The 16,170-nt window shown below is 43.1% G+C and carries 11 protein-coding genes; 7 read left to right on the top strand and 4 right to left on the bottom strand.

The annotated features are described in order from the left end of the window. Nucleotides 1-711: a polysaccharide deacetylase family protein gene (locus ACXAFJ_RS13905; RefSeq protein WP_475324236.1), complete on the bottom strand. Its 711-nt coding sequence runs from the start codon at nt 709-711 to the stop codon at nt 1-3. Between the two features lie 336 nt (nt 712-1,047). Here ACXAFJ_RS13905 and ACXAFJ_RS13910 point away from each other — a divergent pair, with 336 nt between their 5' ends. The 7 genes from ACXAFJ_RS13910 to ACXAFJ_RS13940 all read left to right on the top strand — a co-directional run bounded on the left by ACXAFJ_RS13910 (nt 1,048) and on the right by ACXAFJ_RS13940 (nt 8,926). Continuing rightward, nucleotides 1,048-2,151, top strand: coding sequence for a PfkB family carbohydrate kinase (locus tag ACXAFJ_RS13910; protein ID WP_475324238.1), 1,104 nt, complete (start codon nt 1,048-1,050; stop codon nt 2,149-2,151). Further along, nucleotides 2,148-3,068: a pseudouridine-5'-phosphate glycosidase gene (locus ACXAFJ_RS13915; RefSeq protein WP_475324239.1), complete on the top strand. Its 921-nt coding sequence runs from the start codon at nt 2,148-2,150 to the stop codon at nt 3,066-3,068. The genes ACXAFJ_RS13910 and ACXAFJ_RS13915 overlap by 4 nt, the downstream gene beginning before the upstream one ends. 838 nt (nt 3,069-3,906) lie before the next feature. Further along, nucleotides 3,907-5,409 carry a glucose-6-phosphate dehydrogenase gene (gene zwf / locus ACXAFJ_RS13920; protein WP_475324241.1) on the top strand — a complete coding sequence of 501 codons (1,503 nt, stop codon included), beginning with the start codon at nt 3,907-3,909 and terminating at the stop codon, nt 5,407-5,409. Then, a complete protein-coding gene (gene pgl, locus ACXAFJ_RS13925; protein ID WP_475324242.1) occupies nt 5,406-6,122 on the top strand; it encodes a 6-phosphogluconolactonase in 717 nt (238 codons plus the stop codon). The genes zwf and pgl overlap by 4 nt, the downstream gene beginning before the upstream one ends. A 41-nt stretch (nt 6,123-6,163) precedes the next feature. After that, nucleotides 6,164-7,612, top strand: a complete 1,449-nt coding sequence (gene gnd, locus ACXAFJ_RS13930; protein ID WP_475324244.1) for a decarboxylating NADP(+)-dependent phosphogluconate dehydrogenase — start codon at nt 6,164-6,166, stop codon at nt 7,610-7,612. Nucleotides 7,613-7,998: 386 nt separating this feature from the next. Continuing rightward, a complete protein-coding gene (locus ACXAFJ_RS13935; RefSeq protein WP_475324245.1) occupies nt 7,999-8,148 on the top strand; it encodes a hypothetical protein in 150 nt (49 codons plus the stop codon). A gap of 4 nt (nt 8,149-8,152) precedes the next feature. After that, a complete protein-coding gene (locus ACXAFJ_RS13940) occupies nt 8,153-8,926 on the top strand; it encodes an alpha/beta fold hydrolase (protein ID WP_475324246.1) in 774 nt (257 codons plus the stop codon). Between the two features lie 49 nt (nt 8,927-8,975). On the opposite strand, the gene ACXAFJ_RS13945 is transcribed toward ACXAFJ_RS13940, so the two are convergent. The 3 genes from ACXAFJ_RS13945 to ACXAFJ_RS13955 are packed head-to-tail and all read right to left on the bottom strand — an operon-like array spanning nt 8,976 to nt 16,161. Beyond that, nucleotides 8,976-10,127, bottom strand: a complete 1,152-nt coding sequence (locus ACXAFJ_RS13945; RefSeq protein ID WP_475324247.1) for a response regulator — start codon at nt 10,125-10,127, stop codon at nt 8,976-8,978. A 32-nt stretch (nt 10,128-10,159) separates the two neighbouring features. Continuing rightward, entirely contained in the window at nt 10,160-14,956 is a 4,797-nt protein-coding gene (locus tag ACXAFJ_RS13950) for a PAS domain S-box protein (RefSeq protein ID WP_475324249.1), read from the bottom strand. Next, nucleotides 14,956-16,161 carry an EAL domain-containing response regulator gene (locus ACXAFJ_RS13955; protein ID WP_475324250.1) on the bottom strand — a complete coding sequence of 402 codons (1,206 nt, stop codon included), beginning with the start codon at nt 16,159-16,161 and terminating at the stop codon, nt 14,956-14,958. Before ACXAFJ_RS13955 ends, ACXAFJ_RS13950 begins: the two co-directional genes overlap by 1 nt. Nucleotides 16,162-16,170: the final 9 nt, after the last annotated feature.

The raw sequence follows: 16,170 nt of genomic DNA on the forward strand, positions 1-16,170 counted from the left end.
TTAAGTTTGCCGTTCCAGCAATTCAGAGACTGTTACGAACTCAAAACCCAGTTGTTTTAGATTTTCTATAATCGCTGCGATGGACAGTCTAGTTTTTTCATTCTGACTGCCCATCGGATGCAATAGGATAATCGAGCCCGGTTTTGTATTAACAATGGCGTGGTGTGCAATTGACGCGGCACTATTTATGTCGTCGGCATTTTTCTCTGGTTCAACATCCCAGGTTATCGACGTCATGTTTTGCTTATCTAAGTAGTAAGGCAAGACAAATAATTTTTTGCCATAAGGCGGACGAAATGTGAGTTCGCCTAGATAGCCAGCTGAGCGGATTAACTCACTGGTAGAGTCAATTTCACGTGTTATCGTTTCTAAACTTTTAAACACGAGTCGATCATGAGAATAACCGTGATTCCCGATTTCGTGTCCACCTTTAACTATGTCTTGCGTCGCTTGGAAGTTGGATTCTATGCCACTGCCATTCAGATAGAACGTCGCTTTAACATCATGCCGTTTAAGTGTTTCCAGAACTTGCTTAGTATCATGCGAATTCCAAGGACCATCATCAAAGGTCAAAGCGACGACTTTATCTTTTGTTTCGACTCTTGAGACAATGTCACCAAACAGTTGAAAGTCCTTAGAACGACTCAATAGCCAAAGAGCGACTATTAACAATGCGGTGATTGCCAATCCATAGGTGATCTTCTTTACCATGATTCCAATTCTCGTTAAAAGTAAAAACACTTCAATTTGTTGGACCTATACACACTGTTTTGTGGCCGTCAGTGAAATATGCCTTTGAAGCAGTAGCGGAAAATCAAAGACTAGTTCGTTAGCACTAATACACTGTCAAAGCTCCGCAAAATCAAAGTAAAGAACCTTACTATCGTGTTTTTAGCCTATTAAATTTGTGAACTTTTCCACCCCGCTCACAAATGCACACACATGCAGTGCGACTGTTATTGCCTTTTGCCAACAAGCGAGTAATCTAACTTATGTTAGTTAAACAAACATAAGTTTGCTTTCTTGTTTTATTTGGCTTGGAAGACTATGACAAAACGTGAAAAACAAATTTGGGAACTATTAAAACTAGACCCGCTTATCTCTCAGAAAGAACTTGCAGAACGGCTAGACATTAGTCGCTCTGCGGTGGCTGGCCATATCATGAATATGATCAACAAAGGCGTCATCCTTGGCAAAGGCTACTTGCTCGCTGACAACCCTTACGCCGTCGTGATTGGCGGTTGCAACATGGACATATTAGGTCGACCACACACTTCATTTCATAGCAACGATTCTCTACCGGGAGAGATCCATACCTCGCCAGGTGGGGTTGCAAGAAACATCGCAGAAAACCTCGCCAGATTGGGTAATGAAACTTACCTAATTAGCGCGGTTGGCAAAGATCATCAGGGGCTGCAAATTTTAGAGCAAACCGCGGCAGCTGGTGTTAATACAAGTAAGGTACTAGAACTAGAAGATGCCAAGACCTCGAGCTATTTGTCGGTTGTTGATGACAAAGGCGAGATGCAAATGGCCGTGTCTGACATGTCGATTCTTTCCCGTCTCACAGTCAGTGAAATAAAGGAGCATGAAGGACTGATTAGGCAATGCCAAGTGCTAGTGTTAGACGCCAACTTATCAGAAGAAGTGCTGGAATATCTATTTAGCCAGTTCAGTAACAAACCAATTTTTGTTGATACGGTCTCGGTAGCCAAGGCCACTAAATTTGCGCCCTACCTTGCACAGATCCACACTATTAAACCTAACCAAATTGAAGCCGTCGCTTTAATCCAAAGTCAGATCCAAGATGCATCTTTCGACGAAGATACGGAGCCTCATCAATTAGCGGCAACACTAACTGAACTTGGGGTAGCGAATACCTATCTCAGTCTCGGAGCAGACGGAATCATAATCCAAAATGCCGATCAGCAAACGTATCTAACGCCTCGAAAAGCCGACGTTATAAATACTAATGGCGCCGGCGACGCATTTATCGCGGCGTTAGCGCACTGCTATCTAAACGATATCGAAGGCCAAGAGGCAGGTCAGTTTGCATTGGCAGCATCTGCCGTCGCATTGAGCGATGTCGCAACAATTAACCCTAATTTTTCCCAATCATCCGTAGTAAAAATGATGGAGACAACCCAATGAGCCAGTTCGATTTAAATCAATACCTAGATATTTCCCCCGAAGTTAAGCAAGCGATCGACAACGGTCAACCAGTGGTCGCACTCGAGTCGACCATCATTTCGCATGGAATGCCCTACCCTCAAAACGTTGAAACTGCACTAAAAGTGGAGCAAACCGTCAGAGACAACGGCGCTGTACCCGCGACCATTTCAATTCTTAAAGGTCGCCTAAAAGTTGGTATGACTGAGTCAGAAATCGAATACCTTGGTAAGGCGGGCCAAGATGTCATTAAGACTAGCCGACGTGATATCCCTTTCATTGTTGCCGGTAAAAAAGATGGAGCAACCACAGTTGCATCGACAATGATCTTAGCTGCAATGGCGGGTGTTAAGGTTTTCGCGACTGGTGGAATCGGTGGAGTACATCGCGGTGCTGAAACAAGCTATGACGTCTCGGCAGACCTGCAGGAACTTGCCAATACTAATGTAGCGGTTGTCTGCGCCGGAGCAAAATCCATACTCGATATTGGCCTTACTCTAGAATACTTGGAAACTCACGGCGTGCCTGTGATTGGCTACCAAACCTCTGTATTGCCAGCGTTTTATACTCGTGAAAGTGAGTTTGGTGTCGACTATCAACTTGATACACCACAAGAGATTGCGACTGCATTAAACACTAAATGGCAACTAGGCTTGCAGGGCGGTGCCATCATTGCCAACCCGATTCCTGAAGAATTTGCTATGAACAAAGCCGAAATCGATGCAGTCATAGCTAACGCGGTCGACGAAATGGAACAGCAAGGTATTAAAGGTAAGGATTCGACCCCATTCTTATTGGCAAAAGTTGCTGAAAAAACGGCTGGAAATAGCTTGGCCTCTAATATTCAATTGGTGCTCAACAACGCTGCGCTTGCCGCCAAGGTTGCTGCCAGCATGTAATAGTTGGCCGCGATTGGCAAAATTAGATATGGCGGACAGATCATTTGTCCGCCAGTTCGCAAAAAACCACTATTCACTATGCAATCCTCTGACCCTTTCCTTCCCAAATCGCTGAAAATTTATAACAATTAGTAAGGCCTTAGACGAAAATGATGTAATTTTTGCAACGTATTTCGGCGGTACTTTTTGTTCTGATTCACCTCGCAAACGGTTTCCTCTCAAATTTCAAAGAAATGATATTCATTCTCATTAATGTGGGCCAGCAGTGATGCATTTTGCAGTTTATCGTTTGCCACAAGATTATTTGCTGGCTTGAGTTTTTTATCCAATACAAAAGTCTGACATTAAAATGACTCGCTTACAGAATGAGCACTAACTTTCTTTTTAAATACAAATACCACCTATCTAATTGTTTTTAATAAATTAATTTAAATTTCAATTCAATTTTTCGATAATTATTTAATCGATTACGTCAGGAATAGTTGATGTGTGTCAAATTCTTGTGGACAATACGACCCCGAAATGAAAGTTTTCTTCAGTTTTGGCATTCAGAGGTTTTGCCTATCAAATTGATAGACAATCGCAATTATGCCTTGTGAGTAAATCACGCTAGCTTATCGAAATGTCGATAAACGGGCCCGACAGCTGACTTTTTCCGCCATTGCAAAAAAGCAATAACACGGTTTTTAGTCAGCAAGTTAAAGAAGGCTCAACTAAAGTAAACTTCATTGAAACATAAACTCGCCATAGAGCAGTTATAGTTTTGCCAATGCATGATGAACAGCGAACAGTTCATTGTTGTATTTGCCCTTAATGCCTCGTTCTTAAAGGAAAGAAGATGGTCATACCAGAAAACAGCAGCATCGTTATTTTTGGTGCTTCGGGAGACTTAACGTATCGCAAGTTGATACCCGCGCTTTACCATTTGTACGCGAGTGATCAATTACCTAAAACGTTTGCCATTCTTGGCGTGAGCCGCACTGAATACAGTGATGAGAGCTACCGAGAGAAACTTGTAAAAAGCATGCAGGAGCTTGAGCAAACTGAACCTGCTGTGTTAGAAGCGTTTATGAACCACGTTCATTACCAAGCGATTAACACCTCAGATACACAAGATTACAGCAAGCTGGTAACCCGTTTGGACGCAATCGCCGACCAGTACCAGTTTGAACAACGCAATACGCTCTTCTACCTTTCTACTCCGCCAAGTCTTTACAGTGTTATCCCTGCTGCACTCTCTGAGCATGGCCTTAACAAAGAAGACGATGGTTGGAAGCGCCTCATTATCGAAAAGCCGTTCGGATACGACCTCGATTCAGCCCAGAAGCTAGATAAAGAGATCCACGAGTATTTCCAAGAGCATCAAATTTACCGCATTGACCACTACCTTGGTAAAGAAACGGTTCAGAACTTACTTGTGTTCCGCTTCTCAAACGCGATGTTTGAACCACTGTGGAATCGTAACTTCATCGATTATGTTGAAATCACAGGTGCTGAGTTCTTAGGTGTCGAAGGACGCGGCGGATACTACGACGGCTCTGGCGCAGTTCGAGATATGTTCCAAAACCACCTGTTGCAAGTACTTGCGCTAGTGGGCATGGAGCCACCAGCGCAGATTAATGCTGACTCAATGCGTGATGAAGTGGTTAAGGTACTTCAGTGCTTGAAACCCCTTGAAGAGCACGACTTGCGAAATAACCTAGTACTAGGTCAATACACGGCATCAGACGTGCGCGGTCAATTCCTTCCGGGTTACCGTGAAGAGCCGGGTGTAGCAGATGATTCACGTACCGAAACCTACGTTGGTTTGAAAGCCTACATCAATAACTGGCGCTGGAACGGCGTACCTTTCTATGTAAGAACGGGTAAGCGTCTACCAACTCGTGTTACTGAAGTTGTTATTCACTTCAAACGCACTCCTCACCCAGTATTTGGACAGAATGCACCTGAAAACAAGTTGGTTATCCGCATCCAACCGGATGAAGGTATCCAGATGAGCTTTGGTCTTAAAGAGCCCGGCGCTGGTTTCCACGCCAAGGAAGTAAAAATGAACTTCCACTATGCGTCTTTGGAAGAAGTTCAAATGCTTACCGCTTACGAGCGTCTGTTGCTAGATGCCTTGAACGGCGACGCCACTTTGTTTGCGCGCAGTGATGCCGTTGAAGCGTGTTGGCAGTACGTTCAACCAATCCTAGATTTCAAACAAGATCCGCAAGCGTTGTTTGGTTACGCATGTGGTACTTGGGGACCAAAAGAAGCGGATCAATTGCTAGAGCGCGATGGTCGCGACTGGCGATTCCCTTGTAAAAACTTAGCTGACACGGACTATTGCGAACTATGATTAACGCGAAAATCTTTGAGAACGCAGATAAGGTTGTCGTTGACCTAGCTGACTCTCTACAAAGCTACAGCGAACTTGGCACACCGGTTCACATCTCTCTGTCTGGCGGTAGTACGCCGAAGAAGCTGTTTTCCCTTTTAGCCCAAGCTCCATACAACACCAGTATTCAATGGCAAAACCTGCATTTCTGGTGGGGAGACGAACGCTGTGTAGCGCCGACAGATGCTGAAAGTAACTATGGCGAAGCCAATACATTGTTGTTTAGCCAAATCGACATCCCAGCAGCAAACATTCATCGCATTCGTGGTGAAGAAGTTCCAGAAGCGGAAGCGAAACGATTCGCTGACGAAATGGCGGCGGTGATTCCAACAGAAAATGGCGTGCCTGTTTTTGATTGGATTCTGCTAGGTGTTGGAGCGGATGGCCACACGGCATCGCTATTCCCGGGTCAAACCGATTACAACGATGACAACTTGTCAGTTCTGGCTTCGCACCCAGAGTCAGGACAGATTCGCGTTTCTAAAACAGCTAAAGTTTTGCAAGCGGCTAAACGCGTTAGTTACCTAGTATTAGGTGCGGGCAAAGTTGAAATCGTAAACGAAATTCACACTACTCCGGCTGAGGCTCTGCCTTACCCTGCTGCCAAAATCAAATCACTAGCAGGCGAAACCGAGTGGTATTTAGATTCAGACGCAGCCGCTAAAATCGCTTAATCGCGATTGGCTTAGTTAAATACAGTATTGGAGAACAAAAAATGAAAGGCGATATTGGTGTAGTTGGCCTAGCGGTAATGGGTCAAAACCTAATTCTAAACATGAACGACCACGGCTTCAAAGTTGTGGCACACAACCGTACTGCGGCAAAAGTAGACGAGTTTCTTGAAGGCCCAGCGAAAGGCACTAACATTGTTGGTGCATACTCTCTTGAAGAGCTAGTAGAGAAGCTAGAGACACCTCGTAAAGTCATGCTTATGGTTCGTGCAGGTTCAGTAGTTGATACCTTTATTGACAACCTAATTCCTTTGCTAGACGAAGGCGACATCATTATTGACGGTGGTAACACTAACTACCCAGATACTAACCGTCGTGTTGTTCATTGCCGTGAAAAAGGCATTCACTTCATCGGTACTGGTGTATCTGGTGGTGAAGAAGGTGCACGTTTTGGACCTTCTATCATGCCAGGCGGCGCAGCTGAAGCTTGGGAAGCGGTTAAGCCTATCTTCCAAGGCATTTCTGCCAAAACTGACGCGGGTGAGCCTTGTTGTGACTGGGTTGGTAACGACGGTGCTGGCCACTTCGTTAAGATGGTACACAACGGTATCGAATACGGTGACATGCAGCTTATCACTGAAGCTTACCAGTTCATGAAAGACGGCCTTGGCATGTCTGCTGACGAAATGCAGGCTGTATTTGCTGACTGGAACAAAACTGAGCTAGACAGCTACCTAGTAGAAATCACTGCTGACATCCTTGGCTACAAAGATGAAGACGGTGAACCACTCGTTGAGAAGATCCTAGACACTGCAGGCCAGAAAGGTACGGGTAAATGGACTGGTATCAACGCACTAGACCTAGGTATTCCTCTAACGCTTATCTCTGAGTCTGTATTCTCTCGTTGCCTATCTGCTCTTAAAGATCAACGTGTTGAAGCTGAATCTCTGTTCGGCAAGACAATCACACCTGTTGAAGGCGACAAGCAAGAGTGGGTTGACGCACTACGTCAAGCACTACTGGCTTCTAAGATCATTTCTTACGCTCAAGGCTTCATGCTAATGCGCGAAGCATCTAACGAGAACGGTTGGGACCTAAACTACGGTAACGTAGCGCTAATGTGGCGTGGTGGTTGTATCATCCGCTCTGCATTCCTAGGCAACATCCGTGACGCGTACGAAGCAAACCCAGACATCGCATTCCTAGGTTCTGATGAGTACTTCAAAAACATCCTACAAGGCAGCCTAGCGGCATGGCGTAAAGTAGCAGCGAAATCTCTAGAGTCTGGTATCCCAATGCCATGTACGATTTCTGCACTATCTTTCCTAGACGGTTACACAACAGCTCGTCTGCCAGCTAACCTACTTCAAGCTCAACGTGACTACTTCGGTGCTCACACTTACGAGCGTACTGACCGTCCACGTGGTGAATTTTTCCACACTAACTGGACTGGTACAGGCGGCGATACGGCATCAACGACTTACGACGTGTAATCTACACAGTCTAAAACATCAAAGGGCGCTTATTAGCGCCCTTTTTGTTTCTTGAGTTCAAGCAAAATTATTCAAGTGCATGAAATCTCTCTAACAAATTGATTTAAAATAGGTCAGTATCCACCAGCTAAGGTAGGCTTAGAAACACTGGTAACGAAATACATCATATACATATGCTCAATCTTTTGGTTTCAACCGCATTAGCTATATTGATTCTGCTGACTGTAACAGTTCCAATTTGGCTGTATTTGTATTTGCCCTATAAACTCAAATTAAATGTCTCCAAAAGAGCACGTAAACTGCTTTATTTGGCCAGTGTTAACGTCTTAGTACTAGTAATTTTGTACGTCTTCAAGATGGTTTACCCTTTTACTGTGAGCGGAGAAGTGGACAAGATTGCCCAGATGGCATTAAACACGGCATTTGTTCCAGAGATTATGGTCTATTGTTTCATACTAATATCAGGTGCTTTGGTGTACGAATTAGCAAAAGAAAGCCCTAACCCCAAAAATCAAACAAAAGAAGAAGCTCAGTAAGCCTGTGAAAGAATTCGACATCCCTACCCTAAACTCAAAACTTCGCTATTTAGATTTACCCGGTGAGAAAATGCCCATTATCTTTATTCACGGATTGGGCTGTACCGCGAGTTATGACTATCCAGAAATAGTCAGTATGGACGAGCTTTGTGGCCATCGTCGTATACTTGTTGATCTTCTTGGGTCGGGTTATAGCGACAAACCAGCAGATTACGACTATCAAATAGAAAGCCACGCCAATTCCATAAAACAGCTCATCACCCATCTCGGTTTTGACAGAGTTTTTCTGTTCGCCCATAGCATGGGAGGAGCAGTGGCACTAAGTTTGGCAAAACAAATCCAGGACAAGTTGTCTGGAATCATTCTAACCGAAGCAAACTTAGATTCTGGCGGAGGCTTTTTCAGTAAAAAAATCGCCGCTTACACTGAGGAGGAGTATGTAACATCGGGGCATCACAAATTGGTTCAAATGACCAAGCGTGCGGGTAACAGCCACTGGGCGGCCTCAATGTCTGTCAGCTCCCCGTTGGCGATTCACCGAACCGCCGTTTCGTTAGTTGAAGGAGTTAGTCCGAGTTGGCGTGAGATTTTTTACTCACTTGAAGTCCCTAGAGCCTTCGTATTTGGTGACCAATCACTGCCCGACCCAGATCATCAAGAACTATCGAAACAGGGAATTGAAGTGTTTACGATACCAAATGCTGGCCATTCAATGGCTTGGGACAATCCACATGGGCTATCGCAAGTTGTAGCGGAGTTTGCGCAAAAACTTGAATAAGGTGAGCCGGCCATCTCGTGACCTAAATTACCTAAGATAAAAAAAGTACTTAAGGTGTGGCGCTTTGCTGAATCGCTTTTTTGATTTTTTCTAATAGTGTCGTAGCTTTTGTCGGCTTGACTACGTAATCTACCGCACCTTCGGCGATACAGTTGTGTATTATATTTTTGTCGGAATGACTGGTGAGCATAATGACCGGTATTCCTTTAGTTTCCTCGATGCCTTTAAGTGCCTTTAAAGCATTTAGACCATCCATGATTGGCATATCAAGATCCAAAAGAATCAAGCTAGGAAAAGACACCTTGGCTTTCATGAGCGCCTCAGCACCATTGCTCGCTAATTCCACTTTATATCCTTTGGGCTCGACAATAGACACTATGATTTGTTGCATGACCTTCTGATCTTCAGCTATCAATATGGATTCTGACGGTCGAGCATAAGTCGATTGCATATTTGACAGAGTGTTACTGATGCCACTAATCACCGCATCAGTCTGATGACTGCAATCACCCAATTGTGTTGTTAGCGCTTTAAAACTCTTTAGTTGAGTGCCAGTATTCCGTTCAGCTGATTCAAGCAAGCGATTTACTGCTTCAACCAAATCACTTTCTTCAATGGAATTAGCGAGTACTTGCATTGGGGTGGCCACTGCGTTGATTTTTTTTATTAGTTGCTCTTTTTCCGGGGTAATAGACACGCCCAATTGCTCTAATTCTTTCAAAAAAGAATCCGTTTCCTCACTCAACGACTTGTTGTTTTCCTTCTCATTTTCTAGTTTGATTTTCTCAAGCAGTTCTTCTGACAACCTTCTAAAAACTAATTTAAGCTTATTGTTGTCATAGATTGGCTTGATGGTCTCATAACTATAAAAAACATCACTTAGACATAGCTCGTATGCTTTTTCTCTGAAGGTTTTTTCACAAAGCAGCAAATTAAACTGCGGTTTTTTATTGAACTTTGACAAAGAGTCATGCGATTCAAAAAGCTTTATTAATGCTTCTGCCTCTTCGGGATTATCGAACAGATAGACATTAATTGAACACGTATACTCATCAGAGATCGACTTTATAAATTCACTTTGTTCCTTATCAATGTTAATTGAATGCACATCTAAAAAACTGTGCTCAACAATGTTTTTTATATTATCGTAGTTCTCTGGAGAGTTATGAAAAACATATATCCTTGTATGAACATTGATCATCGATTTCACCTAAATCCCCTCCAAAATAAGACTTAATTTTCGTCTATAAAGCCTTCAGAGCTAAGCTTCTCTTTTAGTTCTTTTAAAGCTAAATCTGATTTACTTGTATATTTTCTAAGCATTTCGATATCTGAGCTATGTTTTTCAATTTCCTCCATCACAGCTCCCATCGCCAACGCCCCACTGGAACGTGATGAACCTTTTGCAGCATGAGCGATATTCTTAATTTCGGTCGTATCTTGCATTTCGATCGCCGCATTAATTTGATGCGTATCTCTCTCGATACTTTCCCAAAATAGCGATAGAACCGTCTTAAACAAATCTCTATCTTCGGTTCCAATCACTTCTGCCAAATGCTCTAAGCTTAAAACGGCAAGTCCATCGTCGGTGTATTCAGAGTCAGCAATATCGTTTATTACTTCGTCGACTTTGGTATGTTCATCAAGTATCGGACAGCTCTTTTCTCCGCTCAGGTATTTTTTCAATACCGATTTCAGCCTCTTAAAATCAACCGGTTTCGCTATATAATCGTCCATACCAGCAGCGATGCAGTTTTCTGACTCACCGACTAATGCATTAGCGGTAATAGCGATAATCGGTATTTTATTCCGCTCAACATCTTGCTCTTGTTCTCTAATATTCTTAGTGAGTTCAAAACCGTCCATCACCGGCATATGGCAATCGGTTAAAATCAGGTCAAAGTCTCTCTCCTGCCAAAGTTCAAATGCCTGCTGACCATCTTCCACTATGTCAAATTTGTAACCAAGTTTCTTAAGCTGCTCAGACAATACCAGTCGATTCGTTTCATTGTCTTCAGCACATAACAGTGTGAATTGCTCTGCTTGCGCTTTATCGTTTTCACTCGCTTCTTGGCTTTCGCTAGATTTTAATATGCCATTCCAATTAATTTCCGGACTTTCTTGCCCAGTCAAAATTGCTAGTTTGTACAAAAACTCTCGGAGTTTAAAAGGGCGGCAAAGTAATATTTGAATATTACTTTTAAGTTGATTTATTCCAGAAATATTGTGAGTAGATAAGTAGAGCACTTTTTTGTCGGTATCTTGCTCGAAGTCTTCTATCCGATTGGTAATTTCTATAACCTGTGCTTCGCTTTCGACTGGGTGATTGCGCAGTGCATTTCGGTTCGCAAGCGTATAGTTAACTAGGTTATGAAGCTCAATATCATCAAAACTGAACTCAAATATACAGTTATCAAAATTGTAGTTTTTCGCACTCGGCTCGAATGGAATAACTTGTGTTGGAATAGTCAATAAAAACTTAGTTCCCTGCCCAAATGTACTTTGGACATCAATATCGCCATTCATTTTCTCGATGAGAGATTTGGTGATACTTAAACCAAGGCCAGTCCCACCAAACCTTCTGGTTGTGGTATTGTCAGCTTGAGAGAAAGGTTTGAACAGTTTAAACAACTGCTCTTTCGTCATTCCGATCCCATTGTCCTGAATGGAAACCTTCAATTCAGAGTTTCTACTTTCAAAATCCAAACGAATTTTGACGCAACCTCGCTTTGATCCCTGATTACTGAATTTAACCGCATTACCAATAATATTGAGTACCAATTGCTTAGTTCTCACAGGATCAAGATTTACTCGTTCAGGTACGTCTTTGGAAACATAGAGGTAAACATCTACGTTTTTGTTGTAAGCATCTGTCCAAATAAGGTCGACGGTGCTTTCAAGAAGTGCGATTACGTCGGTTTCTACGACCTCTAACTCCAACTTTCCTGCTTCAATTTTGGAAAAGTCTAAGATGTCATTGATGATGGTAAGTAAGGAAAACGAAGAATCTCTTATCGTTGAAACCATCTGTAATTGGTCGTCGGTTAAGGAGGTATCTCGAAGCAAATCAATCATACCGATCACGCCATTCATCGGAGTACGAATTTCATGACTCATGGTCGCTAAAAACCGAGATTTCGCCTCATTGGCTTGTCTCGCCAAGCGAGACTCCCTTTCCAACGCAATTTGGGATTCTTTGACCTCAGATATGTCGATATGTACGCCAAAGACTTCGTTTCTTCCAGTCTCATTGTTCAGCGCGACATCGCCGGAAGACTTGACCCAATGAATTAATCCAGTCATTCGATTAATTATCCGGTATTCCACATCAAACGAGCTTCTGTCGTAAATTGCTTTGTCCAAACCGAACATGGCTTCAGATAAGTCATCGACATGGATCAGTTTTTTCCAATCCTCTAAGTACAGTTTTTGGTCCCTCGGAATCCCATATAGGGCGTACATATTGCTATCCCAAGTAACCTTACCTGTGTCTATATCAATCGCCCAATTACAAATATTGGCTGCATCAGAAGCTATCTTCATGCCAAGTATCAATTGTTGATTGGCGACTTGTTCCTCTCTTAACTCAATCTCTACATTTTTACTTGCGGTTATGTCTTGTACCGCGACGACAAAATACTTGGCTTGACCACTCGCTTCGTCCATCACCGAAGAGGCGGAAACTGACACCCAGTTCTCGGGACGATTTTTGAGCACAAGGTCCAAACTAAAGTTGGAGTGCTCTAGATTTGAAATACGTGCGAACTCAGACTGCACGGCGTGTTCTGCACTTTCATGTATGTGTGACAAAAAGTTGGTCTGCATAAGCTCGGCATCCGAGAAGCCAAGAAGTTCACACAATCGTTCATTGACCTCAAGAAATTCGGTTTCCTTGGAAAGTCGGCATATTCCAACGGCAGCTTGATCAAAAGCGGTCCGGTAAATGACTTCTCGCTCTTTCAGCTCTCGTTGTAATTTAGCTTCGCGTTTTTCATTTTCTTTTTGATGGGATACATCTTTGACCATGCCGACAAAGTACTGTTTGCCACTATCCCACATCTCCCCGACTGAAACCTCGATTGGAATTTCGAGGTTATCTTTGCGTAGACCTATTAACTGTCTCGGAGTCCCAATTAACTTTTTGTCTCCGGACTCCATATAGCTAGTTAAATATTGGTCGTGCTTTTCAGCTTGATAGCTAGGCATCAAACAATTAATGTTTTTGCCAATGAGTTCATCGCGCTTGTAGCCAAATATTTTTTCCAAGACTCGATTCGCATCGACGACTTTGCCTTGTTGGTCGATTATCGCCGTGCCATCAAGGGCAGTATCGAACACAGTACGCATACGCCCTTCAGATTCACTTAGTTGCAGCGTTCTATTTTGAATTTCCTCTTCCAATACCCTTTTACTGGCGTTTTCTTTGTTGACCAGCTCAGTGATATCCGTCAAAACCCCAATGTACTGAGTTAGCGTACCCCCTTGCGAGAATACGGGGTCGATTCGTAAGTTATTGAAAAACAGAGTTCCGTCTTTTCTGTAGTTTCTAAGCACAACAGAGCAAGACATTCGCTTATCGATGGCATTTTTTAACGTTTCAAGGTCGCGTTGTTCGCGATCTTCACCTTGAAGAAAACGACAGTTTTTCCCCAAGACCTCTTCTTGGGTATAACCGGACATGCGTTCAAATGCTCGGTTGGTAAAAACAATAGGCGAGTCGGCTTTAGTTTCATCTGTCACAATGATGCCGGTTGCGGTACTGTCGATCGCCTTACTTTGAATGTCGAGTTTGAACTGTTGTTCGTCGGTCAACTTGGACAAATTTTCCCGTTCCACAACTATGTCACGCAATCGTGTCAACTCATTTGATATCTCTGAAATCTCTTTGCTCGAACCTAGCTTAGGAATAACAACTTCTTTCCCTCCATCAGCAAGTTTTCGGATTGAAACCGACAACATTTCGATTGGTCTAGAAATGAACCGAGCGAGGTAGAAGGCAATGGCTAAAATCACGAGCACTGAAAAAGCGGCCAACAGCAACGAGTACTGAAACAATTGATCGGCGGCACTAAATGCCTCTTTTTCTTCGACCCGAATTAGGGCTGACCAACCAAGCCCCTTATAGTCGTAAGCACCGTCGGAATGCGCAAACCCTGTCACTTGGTCCACTTGTTTTCTGAAATGCCGAGATATATTCGACCCAGAAAGACCAGCAATGGCCAAGCGTGCGCCTTCAACCCCATTGAGAGCGAGGTTTAGATTGCCCAGCACCTCAAAATCTCGCTCGTAAATGGGCTCTGATTGACCCACTGGATCATAGTCAACAATGATCAAGCCATCCTTATCGAGAATGGTAAGTTCAGAGCTAACAAACCCTCGGTCCGCCAACAACTCATAAGTTTCTGCAACAATACTCTCGACAACTTCAAAATCGACAATGTTAATCCAAAGCCCTAATGGTGTGCCAAACTCATCTCTGATTAAAGATGCAAACACCATGTCATAGCTGTTGGCCTTGTCGTCGATCAACGCTCGTTCTGGGCCAATTACATAGCTACTGTCCGGAACCTTTGGATCTAAAACCACACCGTTGGCGGCAGCTTGGTACCATTCTTTTGCGTTTAGTGCTTCGCGGCTTAGTTGAACCTTCTCTAGTACTTTACCGTTGGCATTAATGGTGCTTTGATTGATGATGTTGCCATCTAAGTCGGTGATGAGAATTTTGCGGTAGACTTTGTAATTGGAAATAAAACCGTCTAACTTTTCGGTTTGATATTTACTCGCGGCAACAGATGAAAAATCAATCGAATCAACGGGAGGAAGTGAGCCTCTAAACGCTTGAGCATCATGGTATCGTTCGAATAGGTTTCTTTCTATCAATCGAATTAATAGCGTTGCTTCTCGTTCAATACTTCCTGTAGTCGCCGATTTTAAGTTTGTTTTCCCAGAGTAAGAAACGTAAACCGTCGCTAAGAGCATCAGCAAGGCGACAAAGAGAAACAATAAAGGAAGTTTGGTCGACAGCTTCATTACACGACCTTGTTTTCGTTAAGGTAGTCGAGTAAAGCTTGATAAGGTAAGGGCTTGGAATACAAAAAGCCTTGGTTAAAGTCACACTCAAGCTTGGTTAAAAGGTTTGCAATCTCCTGGGTCTCAACGCCTTCGGCCACCACACTAATATTTAGCGCTTTTGCCAGTCTAATACTTTGCTCTAATACGGCTCGTGATTTCCGATTGTTTAAACAATCCATTACAAAGCTTTTGTCAATTTTTAACTCATTGAATGGCAGTGCGTGAATTTGAGATAAAGATGAATAGCCAGTGCCAAAATCATCAATAGAAACGACAAAACCCATCATTCTCAAGCGAAGCAACTGCGTGTGGATAAGCAAGTTGTCCTCCACAACAGCGGTTTCAGTTAGCTCACTAACGATTTTTTGCGGGTCAAACCCGTGCTGCTTTACCACTTTATCCAACCAATATGGAAAGTTGCGCGAGCCCAATACCGAAGCAGAAATATTAAATGCGATGTAAAAGTTTTTGAAAAAATCCAAGTCTTTCGACAAATAGACCAGCGTTTTTTTAATCAATTTTTCAGTCAGAGTCTTTATCATGTTGACATCGGATTCCGCGACTTGGATAAATTGATCAGGGCTGATCACAACATCGCCATCCAATATTCTCGCAAGTACTTCTATGCCGTGCACCTTGCCAGTTTTGTTGCAAATTTGCGGTTGAAAGAAAGGCTCAAGGCAATCTTGGCCTAGAAGTCGTTGTAAGTCATTGTGGAATATAAGTCGTCGATTGGTTTGATTCTCAGATTTTTTTCGAGGCTGGCTTTTTAATGGACCAAGTAATATTTCATTTAGACTGGCGGCAGAAACTGGTTTTTCTATACACCCCAAAATATTCAGCTGATACAAACCTGCTAGATCAAACGTTGAAATCAGTATTTCTCTTTCTTCACCGCTGATGAGTACCACATGCCCTTTGTATCGAATACTATTTAGATAAAACAAGACCTCTAGACCGTCGCTGACTGGCATATTTAGGTCGCAGATGATCGCGGCGAAGTCGTGTTCTTCGATCAACTGTTTAGCGTGTTCACCATGTTCAGCCTCATAGAGATTTTGAACACCCAAACTTTGCAGGCAAATTTTCAGTGTCTGACGAACCACAGCGTTATCATCCACGATCAAAATCGAGTGTACAATTTGCTCGCTAGGTTCGGACATAGAACTTAT

The organism is Vibrio sp. ABH4_348, assembly GCF_056159765.1.